Raw genomic sequence first — 15,306 nt, 5'->3', positions numbered from 1 at the left:
CTGAAGGTGATGGCGCGGCGCGAACGCCCGGGCATCGTGGCCCTGTCCGACGTGGCGCGCATGGACGCGATGCCCAACAGCTATCATCTCGGTTTTCTCCTCGGGCCGCGCGTCAATGCCGGCGGGCGCATCGGCAAGGCCGACCTCGGGGCGCGGCTTCTGTCCACCGACGATCCGCATGAGGCCGCCGCCATCGCCGAGCGGCTGGACCAGCTCAACAGCGAACGCCGCGACATCGAAGCCTCGGTGCGCGCCGCCGCCATGGACCAGGCCGAAAGCCGCGGGCTCGACGCGCCGCTGGTCTGGGCCGCCGGCGAAGGCTGGCATCCGGGCGTGGTCGGCATCGTCGCCAGCCGCCTGAAAGAGGCCACCAACCGCCCGGCCATCGTCATCGGCCTCGAGGGCGACGAGGGCAAGGGCTCGGGCCGTTCGATCAGCGGCGTCGACCTTGGCGCGGCGATCCAGAAACTCGCCGCCGAAGGGCTGCTTGTGAAAGGCGGAGGGCACAAGATGGCCGCCGGCCTGACCGTGGCCCGCGCGCAGCTGGAACCGGCCATGGCCCGGCTTGCGGAACTGATGGCGCGGCAGGGCGCCGGTGAGGCGGGCGCCGCCGATCTCAGGCTTGACGGCATGCTGATGCCCGGCGCCGCCACGCCCGAGCTGATCCAGGACATCGACAGGGCAGGCCCCTTCGGCGCCGGCGCCCCGGCGCCGCGCTTCGCCTTTCCCGAAATGGAGATCCGTTTCGCCAAACGGGTCGGCGACAGCCATCTCAAGATCAGTTTCGGCGACGGCACCGGCCCGCGGATCGACGCCATCGCCTTTGGCGCTTTCGACACCGCGCTCGGGCCCCGGCTGCTCGCTCATGGCGGCGCCCGCTTCCATCTCGCCGGGCGGCTCGAGATCAACAGCTGGGGCGGTCGCCAGTCGGTGCAGCTGCGCCTCGAGGACGCGGCCGAGGCCTGAGCCACTGCGGCGGCAATCGGGTCAGCGGATTGACAGGGACGGACATATCATATTTTCTGAATGCGAACGCGCGCGCTCGGCATAGGAGATGTGACATGCCCGTTCTGAAAATCGCCGCCGCTCTCGGCACCCTGTTCGGGGCCCTGACCATCCTGTCCGGGGGGCGTGCGCTGTTCGCCGGGGTCGATATGGGCGCGGTGGTGCCCTTCGTGCTGTGGTTCAACTTTCTGGCCGGCTTCGTCTATGTCACGGCCGGTGTCGGGCTCTGGCTCGGGCGCGGCTGGGCGTTTTGGCTGGCTGGCGGCCTCGCGCTTGCGACCGCGCTGGTCGCGCTTGCCTTCGCGGCGCAGGTACTGACCGGGCACCCCTACGAGCCGCGCACCATCGGCGCGCTGGCGCTGAGGCTCGCGGTTTGGCTCTGGATAACCCATGTCGCGCGCGCCCTGATCCGCCCGGTCAACTGAACCGGCCCGGGCATTTCCGGCGCGACCTCGCGCACCGTTGCAGAGGTCTCAAAAAAGAGCGGCCAACCCGCAATTTCCGCTTGCAGAGCCGGGGCGCTTTGCCTACATACCGCCTCACGCTTCGGCACGGCCCGTTCGTCTATCGGTTAGGACGCCAGGTTTTCAACCTGGAAAGAGGGGTTCGATTCCCCTACGGGCTGCCACCGAAGCGGTGCTCCGAGATTTCGGAACAACCAGAACCAGCGGTTCAAATGGCCCGTTCGTCTATCGGTTAGGACGCCAGGTTTTCAACCTGGAAAGAGGGGTTCGATTCCCCTACGGGCTGCCATTTTTTCTCTGATCGACTCTTGGCCCATCCCCCGAGGCCCGGACGCGGAATAGCCGCATCGACCCAGCGATTCTGCAGACGGCCCGAGGCCTTCGGCATGCAGGAAACGGCCTGCGGACGGGGCCCTTGACTTGACGAAACCTGACTTTGGATTTGGGGCAGAACAGTCGTTCAGAAGCTTCAGACAAGCCGCTCAAAGGAAAAGCCATCGCCGAAAGGAACGATGGCAAGCTTTTAGGGGTCAGAATTGCAAACTGATGCGAGCTTTCACAACTCGCACCAGATCACTGACCACCCGTCAGCCGCATTTCGAATGCCCGCAGGCACCGCAGGTCATGCAGCCCTCGACCATCCGCATCTCGAATTGCCCGCAGGAGGAACAGGCCTTGCCGCGCGGCGCGTCTCCGACCGCCATGGCCTCGGTCGTGGGGTCGGCCTTCAGCCCCATGCCCTCGCCGGCGATGAAGCCGATCGAGATCATGTGACGCTCGATCACGCCGCCGATCGCGGCCAGGATCGAGGGAATGTACTTGCCCTCCATCCAGGCGCCGCCGCGCGGGTCGAACACCGCCTTCAGTTCTTCCACCACGAAGGACACGTCGCCGCCGCGCCGGAACACCGCCGAGATCATCCGGGTCAGCGCCAGCGTCCAGGCGTAATGCTCCATGTTCTTGGAGTTGATGAACACCTCGAAGGGGCGCCGGTGGCCGTTGATGATGGTGTCGTTCACGGTCAGGTAGATCGCGTGTTCGCTGTCGGGCCATTTCAGCTTGTAGGTCGTTCCCTCCAGCGACTGCGGCCGCTCCAGCGGCTCGGACATATAGATCACCTCGCCGTCCGCGACGTGATCGGCCGGTTTTTCACCCGGCGCGGCCTCGGCCTTTTCCGAGACCGCCAGAACCGATCCGGTGACGTCATTGGGCCGATAGGTGGTGCAGCCCTTGCAGCCCGTGTCCCAGGCCTGCATGTAGACATCCTTGAAATCCTCGAAGGAAATGGTCTCGGGGCAGTTGATGGTTTTCGAGATCGAACTGTCGATCCATTTCTGCGCCGCCGCCTGCATGCGCACATGGGCCGCCGGCTCCAGCGTCTGGGCATTGACGAAATAGTCGGGCAGCGCCGCGTCGCCGAACTTCTCGCGCCACATCTGCACCGCGTAATCCACCACCTCTTCCTCGGTGCGGCTGCCGTCCTTCTGCAACACCTTGCGGGTATAGGCATAGGCAAAGACCGGTTCGATCCCCGAGCTGACATTGCCGGCATAAAGGCTGATCGTGCCGGTGGGGGCGATCGAGGTCAAAAGCGCGTTGCGGATGCCATGTTCGGCGATCGCCTCCTTGACGTCCGCATCCATGCGGCTGACCAGCCCGCCGGCAAGGTATTTGTCGCGGTCAAACAGCGGAAAGGCGCCTTTCTCGCGCGCCAGGTCGACGCTGGCAAGGTAAGAGGCCCGGGCAATCGCCTTCATCCAGGCCTCTGTCTGGGCCGCTGCCTCGGCGCTGCCATAGCGCAGCCCCAGCATCAGCAGCGCATCCGCCAGCCCCGTCACCCCAAGGCCGATGCGGCGCTTGGTGCGGGCTTCCTCGGCCTGGGCCGGCAAGGGGAATTTCGACACGTCGACCACGTTGTCCATCATCCGCACCGCCGTCGCCACCAGCTCGGTCAGCTCGTCCTGATCCAGCGCCGCAGCGGCGCCGAACGGATCCTTCACCAGCCGCGCCAGATTGATCGAGCCCAGGAGACAGGCGCCATAGGGCGGCAAGGGCTGTTCGCCGCAGGGGTTGGTGGCGGCGATGGTCTCGCAATAGCCGAGATTGTTCATCGCGTTGATGCGGTCGATGAAGATCACCCCCGGCTCGGCATAGTCATAGGTCGACTGCATGATCCGGTTCCACAGGTCGCGCGCCTTGACCGTGTGATAGACCTTGTCGTCGAACTTCAGCTCCCAGGAACCGTCGGCCTTGACCGCCTCCATGAAGGCGTCGGTCACCAGCACCGACATGTTGAACATCCGCAGCCGCGCCGGGTCGGACTTGGCGGTGATGAATTTCTCGATATCCGGGTGATCGCAGCGCATGGTCGCCATCATCGCGCCACGGCGGCTTCCGGCCGACATGATGGTGCGGCACATGGCGTCCCAGACATCCATGAAGGACAGCGGCCCCGAGGCGTCGGCCGCGACCCCTTTGACATCGGCCCCGGCCGGGCGGATGGTCGAGAAGTCATAGCCGATGCCGCCACCCTGCTGCATGGTCAAGGCCGCCTCTTTCAGCATGTCGAAAATGCCCGCCATGCTGTCGGGGATGGTGCCCATCACGAAACAGTTGAACAGCGTGACGTTGCGCGCCGTGCCGGCCCCGGCGGTGATCCGCCCCGCCGGCAGGAAGCGGAAATCCTCGAGCGCCCGGTAGAAGCGCTCTTCCCAGGTCGCCGGGTCGCTTTCGGCCCGCGCCAGATCGCGGGCAATGCGCCGCCAGCTGTCTTCCACCGTGAGGTCGATCGGCTTGCCGTCTGCCGCCTTGAAACGGTATTTCATGTCCCAGATGTTTTCAGCGATGGGGGCGGCGAAACGGCTCATGAGGTGATTCCTGAAGATCGGGGTCGCAGACAGGTATCCAGACTACCGCAAATCACCGCCCTGACACAACTGCCAGACACAACTGCTTGCCGCCCGGCGCCACTGCCCTACTATATCAAGGTATCTTGCGGAGGATTCTGTGGATAAATTCGTCAACCTCGTCAAACTCAGCGTCGGCTCGGAAAGCGTCGAAACGCTGGCCGCCTGGCAGGACGGCCGGCACGCCCAGAGCGAGGACGGCCTGCCGCGTCACGTCACCCGCATGTGGCCCCGGCGCGAGGCCGAGATCCTCGCCGGGGGCTCGATCTACTGGGTGATCCGGGGGGCCATCCAGTGCCGCCAGCGCATCCTGCGCCTTGACGAGGTGACCGGCGCCGATGGCATCCGGCGCTGCGCCATCGTGCTCGACCCCGAGCTGCTGCGCACCGAAACCGCGCTGCGCCGCCCGTTCCAGGGCTGGCGCTATCTCGCTCCCGAAGACAGCCCGGCCGACCTCAACGACCAGAGCCGGGCGCAGGAAGACCTGCCGCCCGAACTGGCCAATGCGCTGGCCGAGATCGGCGTGCGCTGAGGGCTACAGGCTGCGCAGGATCTGCATCGCGGCAAAGGCCGACTGGTAGAAACCGGCCATCGCGCCGCGCAGAACCACCGGCTTCGGCGCGCTCACCGGCACCGGCAGGGCGGCCGCGTCGCCGCCGGACAGCAGCTCGGCCAGCGCCTGCCCGAACATCGTGCCGGTGGTGATGCCGCGCCCGTTGTAGCCGATCGGCGCATACAGCCCTTCGTCCAGACGGTGGATGCGGAACACGTGGTCCGGCGTCATCGCGATCTGCCCCTGCCAGGCAGACTCGAAATCCACCGGTCCGAGGTCGGGGAACAGCCGCCGCAACTGGCGCGCGGCCCAGCGCCGCGACAGCCCCTCCATCCCGCCGTAAAGCGCCCCCATCGAGCCGATGATCAGCCGCCCGGCCGCGTCGCGGCGCAGCACGAACATCACCGGCGCGGTGTCCCAGACGCCCTGCCCGCCGGGCAGGATATGTGCCGCCCGCGCCCCCAAGGGCACGGTGGCCAGCTGGAAGAACTGGATCGGCGTGAAGGTCCGGCCGAGACCCGGCCAGAGATCATCGCTATAGGCATTGGTGGCCAGAACCACCTTCTGCGCCCGCAGCAGCGCGCCCTCGGCGGTCCGCAGCTGCCACAGCCCGTCCTCGCGCCGCAGCGCCGTGACCCGGGCCCCGGTCGAGACCCGCGCCCCGGCGGCAATCGCGGCGCGCGCCAGGCCGCGCGCATAGCCCACCGGGTCAAGAACCCCGGCGCGGTGATCCCACAGCGCCCCGTGAAAGCGGCGGGTGCCGATCATCTCGGCCGCAGCGTCCGGCCCCAGCAGTTCGACCGGCGCCCCCAGCGCCTGCCAGCCCTCGGCGCGGCGCTTCAGGTTGCGCTGCCCCGAGGGCGCATGGGCCGCGTGCAGGGTGCCGTTGCGCTGCGCGTCGCATTGCATCCGGTGCCGATCGACCAGCGAAAACACATAGTCCGGCATCGCACCGAGCCGCGTCACCAGGCGCCGCCCGAGATCCTCGCCCAAACGGGCATAGACGTCCTGCGGCGGCAGCCACAGCCCGGCGTTGACATAGCCGACATTGCGCCCCGAGCCGCCGGCGCCGATGCTGCCGGCCTCCAGCACGTGACAATCAAGCCCCATCTCGGCCCCGTGCAGCGCCGTCGACAGGCCGGTATAGCCGCCGCCGATGATGGCCACATCGCAGCGGCCGTCGCCCTGCAACGGGCTGACGATCCCGGGCTCGTCCGAAGACCTCTGCCAGATCGGCAGGGTGTCACCCTTGTCCAATTCCCACCTCCCCGATGTGTGAAGTCGGCAGGTTCCGCGCGCGGCCCCCTGCATCGGGGCAACTCTTGTGGAAATCGGCGGCCCGGTCAATCACCTTCCGGGCCCTGACGGCGGGCCTACAGCCGGCCTTCGAAAGCCGCCACCACCTCGCGGTAGACCTGGCGCTTGAAGGGGACGATCCTGTCGACCAGCTGATCCAGCGGCGACCAGCGCCATTCCGAGAACTCCGGGTGGCCGGTCTCGATGTCGACCTGCGAATCCTGCCCGCGAAAGCGCATCAGGTACCATTTCTGCTTCTGGCCGCGATACCGCCCCTTCCAGATCCGCGGCACCAGCTCATGCGGCAGATCATAGGTCAGCCAGCCCTCGGTCTCGGCCGCGACCTCGACCAGGTCGCGGGTCACCCCGGTCTCCTCCCACAGCTCGCGCAGCGCCGCCTCGCGCGGGTCCTCGCCCGCGTCCACCCCGCCCTGCGGCATCTGCCAGGCATCGGTCGGGTTGTCGATGCGCTGGCCGACAAAGACCCGCCCCTCGCGGTTGACCAGCATCACGCCGACACAGGGCCGATAGGGCAGTTGAGCGATTTCTTCCGGGGTCATGGCATGGTCCTGCGTTTGGGGGCTGTCGCGCGGACCCTAGCCCCGCGGGCGCGCCCGTGCAAACCCCGAATCCCGGCCCTTTTCTCTTGCCGGAAATATCCCGGGGGAAGGCCGGTTTTTCCGCCGGAAAAGCCGGCCTGGGGGCAGCGCCCCCGAACCGCAGCGGCCCCGACCCGCAGCGGCCCCGACCCGCAGCGGCCCCGACCCGCAGCGGCCCCGACCCGCGCCGCGCCCGCAACGGGGGCGGCGCGGTGAAAGCCAAAGATTACTTGGGCCCCAGCGCCGACAGCCCCTTCAGGATGTCGATCGCATAGGCCAGCTGGTAGTCCTCTTCGCGCAGCTTGGCAGCCTCCTCGGCCTTGGCCCGGTCGGCCTCGATCTGGCGGATCTCGTCCTCGGTCAGGCTGTCATTGTCGAGACTGCCGCGCAGATCTGCCTCCGACCGCGAGCGATTGGCCTCGTCCTCCTCCTCGCTGGCCGGCGTGCGGCGCGGCTGTTCGACGACGATGTCGGGGCTGACGCCCAGCGCCTGGATCGAGCGCCCCGAAGGCGTGTAATAGCGTGCCGTGGTCAGCCGCATCGCCGCGTCGCCGCGCAGCGGCATCACCGTCTGTACCGAGCCCTTGCCGAAGCTCTTGGTGCCGACCACGATGGCCCGGCGGTGATCCTGCAGCGCGCCGGCAACGATTTCCGAGGCCGAGGCCGAACCGCCATTGATCAGCACCACCACCGGCTTGCCCATGGCCAGATCGCCCGGGGTGGCGTTGAAACGGTCGCCGTCGGCCGGATCGCGGCCCCGGGTCGAGACGATTTCGCCCTTTTCCAGAAAGGCATCCGAGACCCGGATCGCCTGGGTCAGCAGCCCGCCGGGGTTGTTGCGCAGATCAAGCACGAAGCCGTTGACCTTGTCCATGCCGCCCAGCGCCTCGACCTGTTTTTCCAGCCCGGCCTCGAGGTTGGGCATGGTCTGGTCGTTGAAGGTGGTGACCCGCAGCACCACGGTGCTGCCCTCGGTGCGGGTGCGCACCGCCGTCAGCTTGATCGTGTCGCGGATGATCGAGACCTCGAAGGGGTCGCCCTCGCCCTCGCGGACCACGGTGATGACGATCTCCGAGCCGACCGGGCCGCGCATCATCTCGACCGCCTCGTCGAGATTGAGCCCCAGCACGCTCTCGCCGTCGACATGGGTGATGAAATCGCCGGCCTCGATGCCGGCGGCATCGGCCGGGGTGCCGTCGATCGGCGACACCACCTTGACGAAGCCCTCTTCCTGGGTGACCTCGATGCCGAGCCCGCCGAATTCGCCGCGCGTCTGCACCCGCATGTCGGCGGCATCGTCCGGCGACAGGTAGGAGGAATGCGGATCCAGCGAGGTCAGCATGCCGTTGATCGCCGCCTCGATCAGGTCGGCCTCGTCCACCTCTTCGACATATTGGGCACGGATGCGTTCGAAAATGTCACCGAACAGGTCCAGTTGCTCATAGACATTGGTTGTCCGCGCGCCTTCCTGCGCCAGGAGCGGGCCCGCCACCTGAGTGGCCACGATCAGCCCCGCCAGCGATCCGCCCAGCGCGGCGGCAACAAACTTCTTCATCAATCATCCATCCTTGTCCGTGCGGAACCAGATTTCCGGGTCAACCGCATCCTTGCCTTGCCTGACTTCTATATAGAGCGTTTCTGTCCGCCGGTTTCCAGTGTCATCACCGCTTGTTGAAAGAATTGCGCCGATTTGCGCCTCGTCTCCGCCCATCAGCCCCACCGGCGACCCCTCCGGGATCACCTGCCCGGTCTCGCCATAGACCACCGCCAGCCCGGCCAGGACAAGCATCAGCCCGGCCTGGGGCTCGAGGATCATCACGTTGCCGTAGTCCAGCAGCGGGCCGCGATAGCGGATCGTCGCCGCCGTGGGCGACACGACCAGCGCATTGGGGCGGGTCGCCAGCAGCATGCCGGGGCGGCGGATTCCGGCGGCGTCGGCCTCGCCCGCCTGGCGCAGCACGCTGGCCTCGACCGGCAGGGGCAGCGTGCCCATGCGGTCGGTGATGTCCGGCAGCTCGGCCGCGCGCGAAGCGGTCTCGGTCTGGATCAGGCTGAGCCCGCTGGCAAAGCCCTCGAGGGTCTCGGTCGAGGCGATCAAGAGCGCGGTCTTCACCGGGTCGTCGGCAAAGCGGCGCGGCAGGTCGGTGCGGTCGGCGATCGCCTGGCTGAGCGCACTGCGCGCATCCTGCACGCCGCGCAGCCCGCCCTGAAGATCCTCGGCGGCGCTCTGCTGAAGATCGCGCAGGATCGCCACCTCTTCGAGGTCGCGCCGCAGCCGCGCAGCCCGCGCCTCGAGCGCCGGGGCGACATCGGCCAGGATCATCCCCGACCGGGCGCTGCCCATGGGCCCCTGGGGATGCAGAAGCAACGCCGGCGCGGCGCTGTGCCCCATGCTCTGCAACACGCCCAGAAGGCGGGCGATCTCATCCTCCTGCACCTTCAACTCGCGGCCGATCTGGGCCTCGCGGATCGCCGCCCGGCGCAGCCCCTCGCGCAGCGCCGCCAGACCGGCCTCGAAACCTTTGACGGTCCGGGTCAAGGCCGCCACCCGGTCGCGGGCATCCTCGGCCTGTTGCAGCGACAGCGAGGCACGCTCGAGTTGCCGCGCCGCCTCGCGCGCCGCCTCTGCCGGGCTGATCCCGGCGCCGGCCGCGCCCGCCCCCAGCAGCAGCGCCAGCAGCGTCGGCAGCGCCCGCCTTCTCATCGCGCGATCAGGCTTTGCCCGGTCATCTCCGCCGGTTTCTCCAGCCCCATCAGGTCCAGCAAAGTCGGCGCCAGATCGGCCAGGCGACCGGGGCGCAGCGCCGCGCCCTCGGGCCCGTTGACCAGAACCACCGGCACAAGATTGGTGGTATGGGCCGTGTGCGGCCCGCCGGTCTTGGGGTCGACCATGACCTCGCAATTGCCGTGATCGGCGGTGACGATCATCGCCCCGCCGGCCTTTTCCAGCGCCGCGCGCACCGCGCCCAGCCCCCGGTCGACCGCTTCGCAGGCGCGTATCGCCGCCCCGAGATCGCCGGTATGGCCGACCATGTCGGGATTGGCGTAATTGGTCACGATCAGGTCATAGCCGGCCTCGATCGCGGCGACGAACTGCTCGGTCACCTCGGCGGCCGACATTTCCGGCATCAGATCATAGGTCGCGACCTTGGGCGAGGCCGCCATGTAGCGGTCTTCACCGGCCTCGGGCTCTTCCCTGCCGCCGTTGAGGAAGAAGGTCACATGCGGGTATTTCTCGGTTTCGGCAAGGTGGAACTGGCGCAGCCCCTGCTTGGCCACCCATTCGCCCAGCGTGTTGACGATCTCCTGTTTGGGATAGGCGGTGCGCATGTAGCTGTTGTGCTCGTCCGAATAGTTGACCATGCCGAGCAGCGCCGCCCAGTCCGGGCGCTTGCCGGTGTCGAAGGCGGCGAAATCCGGCTGGCCGATGGCGGCAAGGATCTCGCGCGCCCGGTCGGCACGGAAATTGAGGCAGAAGAAACCGTCGCCATCGGCCGCGCCGGCATAGTCGCCAAGCACGGTCGGGGTGATGAACTCGTCGCTTTCCGAGCGTTCATAGGCATTGGAGACCGCGGCGTGGGACTCGGCGGCATGAAGGCCCTCGCCCTTGATCCAGGCGCCATAGGCCTCGCCGACACGTTCCCAGCGGTTGTCGCGGTCCATGGCGAAATAGCGCCCCGACAGGGTGGCGATACGGGCCGTCTCGGGCAGGCGTTCGTCGAGGATCTCGAGATAGGTGAAGGCCGATTTCGGCGCCACGTCGCGGCCGTCGGTGATCGCATGCAGCACCACCGGCACCCCGGCATCGGTGACCGCCTTGGCGGCGGCCAGGATGTGTTCGATATGACCGTGCACGCCGCCGTCCGAGATCATGCCCATCAGATGCGCGGTGCCGCCCGTGGCGCGCAGCGTTTCGGTGAAACCGGCAATCGCCCGGTTGTCGAAGAAGGAGCCGTCCTCGATGGCGAGGTCGATCTGGCCGAGATCCATCGCCACCACCCGGCCGGCACCGATATTGGTGTGGCCAACCTCGGAATTGCCCATCTGGCCGCTTGGCAGGCCGACATCGGGCCCGTGGGTGATGAGGGTGGCGCTGGGGCCGTCGGCCATCATGGCGTCGAAGGCCGGGGTCTCGGCCAGGGCCGGCGCGTTGGCCTCGGTCCTGTCGCTGAGCCCCCAACCGTCGAGAATGCAAAGGACTACAGGTTTCGGCGTGGTCATGTCGGGCGGCTCCGTTGTCGTGCTTGGCGGGGTTTTAACCCGGTGCGCGGCGGGGGTGAACCGGTTTTATGCGCGGCGCGGCGAATCGCCGGTCCGAAGCGGCGTGGCGGGGGCGAGGCCGGGGCAATGGGGCGAGGCCGGGGCGCTGCCCCGGACCCCGGGATACTTCCGGCAAGAGAAAACAGGGCCTGTCCGGTCGGCGGCGGGATCAGCGGCGGCCTTCGCGCAGCCAGCCGGCAAGGATCAGCAGCGCCGAGAGCAGAAGTGTCAGCCAGGCCGGCAAAAGCGCGGTGCGGGCGATGTCGCGCACCTCGAAGGCGCCGCGCGGGGTGAGGCCAAGCCAGCCGTTGCCCGCCGCCGGGCGGCCGGGGCGCACCGCGCGCAGGGTCGGCAACCCGTTCTCGAGGGCAAAACTGCCGCCGCGACCGCTGGCCAGAAGCGGCGCCAGAAGGGCCTCGGTGGCGATCGGGGTCTCGAATTCGCGCGGCGCCGCCGGCCCGAGGCCGATCACCGCCTCATGGGCGCCGCTGCGCAGCCGGTAAAGGCCGATCCCGGCGCCGGTGTGGCGGGTCTCGAACTGGCCCGGGGCGGTTTCCTCGAGGGCCAGGGTCTTCGTGCTGCCATCCGGTGCGGTGATCTCGAGATCCTCGACCCGCGCGGCGAGGCTGCGGCGGATGACGCGCATGGTCTGGCCGTTGGCCTCGGCCCAGAGCGCCTCTTCCTCGAGGTCGGGTTCGCCCATCATCCAATGCGCCAGCCGGCGCAGCAGTTCCAGCTGCGGCCCGCCGCCTTCGTGGCCGCGCGCCCAGAGCCAGGCCTGGTCCGAAGCGATGAGCGCCACCCGGCCCATTTCGACCCGGTCGAGCACCAGCAGCGGCAGGTCGTCAAAGCCGCGCATCACCACGTCGCCGCCCTGCGGTTCGATCTCGACCTGGCGCAGCCAGCGGCCCCAGCTGTCCTCGTCCGGCAGCCCGGCGGTGACCGGGTGGCGCCGGCCGAGCTCGGTGACGGCGGGCACGAAGGCCCTGTCGAGCACCCGCGCCGTCGGCCGGGCCGGCAGGATCGCGGACAGCGGCGAGCGGTACAGGCTGTCGGCGCTGGCATAGTCCGGCCCGGCGCTGATCAGCACCGCGCCGCCCTGGCGCACATAGTGCACCACGTTCTCCAGATAGAGCGAGGGCAGGATGCCGCGCCGCCGGTAGCGGTCGAAGATGATGAGATCGAAATCGGCGATCTTCTCCATGAACAGCTCGCGGGTCGGAAAGGCGATCAGCGACAGTTCGGCGACCGGCACGCCATCCTGTTTCTCGGGCGGGCGCAGGATGGTGAAATGCACCAGATCCACCGAGGCGTCGGATTTCAGCAGGTTGCGCCAGGTGCGGGTGCCGGGATGTGGCTCGCCGCTGACCAGCAGCACCCGCAACCGGTCGCGCACCCCGTTGATCTGCACCAGGGCGCTGTTGTTGCGGTCGGTGATCTCGCCCGGCGCGGCCGGCACCTGAAAGCGGATCACGTTGCGCCCGCCATGGGTCAGCGTCACCGGCAGCGCCACGTCCTGACCGAGCGGCAGCGTGAAACGGCGCGGCGCGGCGCCATCGACCGAGATCTCGACCTCGGCCTGGCCGGCGGCAGCCGGGACGGCGCCGCTGTCCTCGACGCGCAGGCTCAGCGTCACCGGCTCGTCCAGAATGGCGAAGGCCGGCGCCCCCGACACGATCAGCCGCCGGTCCCAGTCGTCGCGGCGACCGCTGTGCAACAGGTGCATCGGTGCCGGCAGCGGCGGTGCGCGATCGAGGTCGTGCACCTGCCCGTCGCTCAGTGCCAGCACCCCGGCGATGCGGCCGCGTGGCTCCTGCGCCAGAGCCTCGGACAGGGCCTGCATCATTTCGGTACCGGCATTGCCGGCGCCGTCGGGCACCTCGATGCGCCGCAGCTCGGTATCGGGCCGGGCCGCGATCCGGGCTTCCAGCGCCTTCGCCGCCGCCTCGGTCATCGCGGCGCGGTCGCCGAGGCGCTGGCTGGCGCTTTTGTCGACCAGCATCAGCACGATGTCGCTGAGCGGGGCGCGGGTCTCGCGTTGCAGGACCGGGCCTGCCAGGGCCGCCAGCACCACTGCGGCCGCCAGCCCCCGCCAGAGCCAGCCCCTCAGCCCCCGCCACCAGGCCAGGGCCACCGCCCCGAGGCCGGCGACCGCCAGCAGCGCGATCAGCCCCGGCGGCAGCAGCGGGTCGAACAGCAGCGTCCCGGTCATTGGCCCAGCCTGTCAAGCAGGGCCGGCACATGCACCTGATCGGATTTGTAGTTGCCGGTCAGCACATGCATCACCAGGTTGATGCCGAAGCGGAAGGCCAGTTCGCGCTGCCGCTCGCCGCTGCGCCCGCGCCCCACCGGCACCAGCGCATTGCCGCGCCGGTCTGTGGCCCAGGCCGCCGCCCAATCGTTGCCGCCGATCACCACCGGCGTCACCCCGTCGTTGAGGTTGCGGAACGGCATGCCCTCGACGCGGACCGCATCGCGCGGCGATGCCTCGACCCAGATCTCGCGGCCATCGTGGCGGCCGGGAAAATCCTGCAACAGGTAGAAGCTGCGGGTCAGCACGTGATCGTGCGGCAGCAGGTCCAGCGCCGGGATCTGAAGCGGCGCCGCCAGCCGCTGCAGCCTGCGCCCGTTGGGGCTGGCCGCGCCATAGCGCGCGATGTCGGAATCGCGGGTGTCGAACAGGATCATCCCGCCCGATCGCAGATAGGCATTGAGCTTGGCATAGGCCTTGGCCGAGGGGATCGGCTGTTGCGGCGTGATCGGCCAGTAGAGCAGCGGGTAAAAGGTCAGCGCGTCGGTCTCGAGGTCGACCGCAACCGGGTCGGCCGGCTCGACCGATGTGCGCAGGAACAGGGTCCGCGACAGGCCGTAAAGCCCGGCCCGCGCGATCTCATCCACGGCGGGCGCGCCGGTCAGAACGTGGGCCAGCACCACCTCGCGGGTCACGGCGATGGCGCGGTCCTCCTGCGCCTCTGCCCCCTGCGGCAGCAGAACAAGCAGCAGCAGGGAAGAGGCGAGCCGACGCCCCGACAGAAGACCGGACAGCACGAGCGTCGCCAGCACGTCGGCCGCCAGCAGGATCAGGGTCGCGGCAAGAAACAGCCCCGCCAGCGCGCGTGCCGGAGCCGCGCCAAGCCCTTCGATGCGCACCCCGGCCGGCCAGTCGGCGGCCTGCAACGCATCATCGCCCGCGCGCAGCAGGTTCCGCGCCACCAGCCGCTTGCCGTCGCGGTAGAGACCGGGGCGCAGCTGCGGCCCCAGGGGCGCCGTGGCCAGGGCTTCGCCGGCCACGCCCGGCAGGGTCTGGCCATCGGTCAGGCGCCCGAAACCGTCCAGCACCCGCACCGGCTGCCAGCGGGTGCCCGTCATCGCCTCGGGGTCGCCGCCGTCGGGGGCGCTGAGGATGGCGAGCCGGTCGAGCATGCGCACGAACAGGCCCGACAGCGGCAGGCCCGACCACTGGGCATTGGCGGTGACATGAAACAGCACCACCTGACCCTGGCCCAGCGTCTTGCGGGTGACCAGCGGGGTGCCGTCGCTGAGCTCGGCAATGACCCTTTCGGCAAGTTCCGGGTCCGGCTGGGCGACGACCTGGGCCGTGACCCGCACCTCGTCGGGCACCACCAGGCCAAAGAAGGGGCTGTCTTCGCCGAAGGGCGCCAGAGCCTTCGGCGCCCCCCAGCTCATCGCGCCGCCGACGCTGCGCCCCCCGGCACGCAGCCGCACCGGCATCAGCGGGTGCTCTTCGCTGCGCCCCACCCCCGAGGCCGCCATCCTGGGGCCGGCAAAACGCAGCAACAGGCCGCCGCGTTCCACCCAGTCGGTCAGCGCCGTTTCGTCATCCGGCGGCAGGCTGTCGACATCGGCCAGCACCACCACATCCGGATTGGCCGGCAACAGATCGCCCAGAGCCCCCTCGAGCAGCTCGGCATTGGGGGCCAGGGCCTGTCGCAGATAGTGCAGCGGCGACAGCAGCTGGAGCCCCTCGCGTTCCTCGCGCCCCGACACCAGCGCCACCTCGCGGCGTTGCAGGCTGTCATCCGACAGCGAGACCGCCCCGGCAGAGCCGATCCCGGCAATCTCGAAGCGGGTGATCCGCGACCGCAGCTCGGCCGGCAGGGCCAGCGCGCCCGACGCCGCACGCGCTCCGGGCGCGAAACGCAGCGGCAGAACGGCAAGAACCCGCGCCGCCCCCGACGGGTCGAGCCCATGGGCCTCGATCG

The 15,306-nt window shown here is 69.0% G+C and carries 11 protein-coding genes and 2 tRNA genes; 5 read left to right on the top strand and 8 right to left on the bottom strand.

The annotated features are described in order from the left end of the window. The 4 genes from ABZD10_RS05940 to ABZD10_RS05925 all read left to right on the top strand — a co-directional run. Positions 1 to 966, top strand: a 966-nt coding sequence (locus ABZD10_RS05940) for a DHH family phosphoesterase (protein WP_372885223.1), incomplete at its 5' end; no start/stop codon positions are given. Between the two features lie 95 nt (positions 967 to 1,061). Beyond that, complete coding sequence (locus ABZD10_RS05935) at positions 1,062 to 1,430, top strand: hypothetical protein (RefSeq protein ID WP_372885222.1); 369 nt, start codon at positions 1,062 to 1,064, stop codon at positions 1,428 to 1,430. A gap of 128 nt (positions 1,431 to 1,558) precedes the next feature. After that, a tRNA-Glu gene (locus ABZD10_RS05930) sits at positions 1,559 to 1,633 on the top strand. 50 nt (positions 1,634 to 1,683) lie between these two features. Further along, positions 1,684 to 1,758, top strand: a tRNA-Glu gene (locus ABZD10_RS05925). A gap of 298 nt (positions 1,759 to 2,056) precedes the next feature. On the opposite strand, the gene ABZD10_RS05920 is transcribed toward ABZD10_RS05925, so the two are convergent. After that, positions 2,057 to 4,336, bottom strand: coding sequence for an adenosylcobalamin-dependent ribonucleoside-diphosphate reductase (locus tag ABZD10_RS05920; protein WP_372885221.1), 2,280 nt, complete (start codon positions 4,334 to 4,336; stop codon positions 2,057 to 2,059). A gap of 139 nt (positions 4,337 to 4,475) precedes the next feature. Here ABZD10_RS05920 and ABZD10_RS05915 point away from each other — a divergent pair, with 139 nt between their 5' ends. Then, a complete protein-coding gene (locus ABZD10_RS05915; RefSeq protein ID WP_372885220.1) occupies positions 4,476 to 4,907 on the top strand; it encodes a DUF1489 family protein in 432 nt (143 codons plus the stop codon). 3 nt (positions 4,908 to 4,910) lie between these two features. Here ABZD10_RS05915 and ABZD10_RS05910 read toward each other — a convergent pair whose 3' ends face one another. The 7 genes from ABZD10_RS05910 to ABZD10_RS05880 all read right to left on the bottom strand — a co-directional run. Next, positions 4,911 to 6,185, bottom strand: coding sequence for an NAD(P)/FAD-dependent oxidoreductase (locus tag ABZD10_RS05910; RefSeq protein ID WP_372885219.1), 1,275 nt, complete (start codon positions 6,183 to 6,185; stop codon positions 4,911 to 4,913). A gap of 116 nt (positions 6,186 to 6,301) precedes the next feature. Continuing rightward, entirely contained in the window at positions 6,302 to 6,784 is a 483-nt protein-coding gene (locus ABZD10_RS05905; RefSeq protein WP_372885218.1) for an RNA pyrophosphohydrolase, read from the bottom strand. Between the two features lie 265 nt (positions 6,785 to 7,049). After that, positions 7,050 to 8,378 (bottom strand): S41 family peptidase, encoded by a 1,329-nt coding sequence (locus ABZD10_RS05900; RefSeq protein WP_372885217.1) that lies wholly within the window; start codon positions 8,376 to 8,378, stop codon positions 7,050 to 7,052. 3 nt (positions 8,379 to 8,381) lie between these two features. Beyond that, the gene (locus ABZD10_RS05895; RefSeq protein ID WP_372885216.1) at positions 8,382 to 9,527 is read right to left on the bottom strand and encodes a murein hydrolase activator EnvC; all 1,146 of its coding nucleotides are present in this window, start codon (positions 9,525 to 9,527) and stop codon (positions 8,382 to 8,384) included. Further along, a complete protein-coding gene (gpmI, locus tag ABZD10_RS05890; RefSeq protein WP_372885215.1) occupies positions 9,524 to 11,044 on the bottom strand; it encodes a 2,3-bisphosphoglycerate-independent phosphoglycerate mutase in 1,521 nt (506 codons plus the stop codon). Before gpmI ends, ABZD10_RS05895 begins: the two co-directional genes overlap by 4 nt. A gap of 208 nt (positions 11,045 to 11,252) precedes the next feature. Next, positions 11,253 to 13,295, bottom strand: coding sequence for a hypothetical protein (locus tag ABZD10_RS05885; protein WP_372885214.1), 2,043 nt, complete (start codon positions 13,293 to 13,295; stop codon positions 11,253 to 11,255). Further along, on the bottom strand, positions 13,292 to 15,306 hold a 2,015-nt coding region (locus ABZD10_RS05880; RefSeq protein WP_372885213.1), incomplete at its 5' end, for a DUF4159 domain-containing protein. The genes ABZD10_RS05880 and ABZD10_RS05885, both read right to left, overlap by 4 nt.

Origin of the sequence: Shimia sp. (genome assembly GCF_041624275.1) — a bacterium.
Classification (GTDB): domain Bacteria; phylum Pseudomonadota; class Alphaproteobacteria; order Rhodobacterales; family Rhodobacteraceae; genus Shimia.
The sequence above is the reverse complement of the archived record's forward strand: the minus strand, read 5'-3'. Positions and strand labels throughout refer to the sequence as shown.

Coding starts and splice junctions, on each gene's coding strand:
- ABZD10_RS05905 (WP_372885218.1), bottom strand. CDS start 6,784: ATGACCCCGGAAGAAATCGCTCAACTGCCCTATCGGCCCTGTGTCGGC.
- ABZD10_RS05920 (WP_372885221.1), bottom strand. CDS start 4,336: ATGAGCCGTTTCGCCGCCCCCATCGCTGAAAACATCTGGGACATGAAA.
- ABZD10_RS05895 (WP_372885216.1), bottom strand. CDS start 9,527: ATGAGAAGGCGGGCGCTGCCGACGCTGCTGGCGCTGCTGCTGGGGGCG.
- ABZD10_RS05935 (WP_372885222.1), top strand. CDS start 1,062: ATGCCCGTTCTGAAAATCGCCGCCGCTCTCGGCACCCTGTTCGGGGCC.
- ABZD10_RS05900 (WP_372885217.1), bottom strand. CDS start 8,378: ATGAAGAAGTTTGTTGCCGCCGCGCTGGGCGGATCGCTGGCGGGGCTG.
- ABZD10_RS05885 (WP_372885214.1), bottom strand. CDS start 13,295: ATGACCGGGACGCTGCTGTTCGACCCGCTGCTGCCGCCGGGGCTGATC.
- gpmI (WP_372885215.1), bottom strand. CDS start 11,044: ATGACCACGCCGAAACCTGTAGTCCTTTGCATTCTCGACGGTTGGGGG.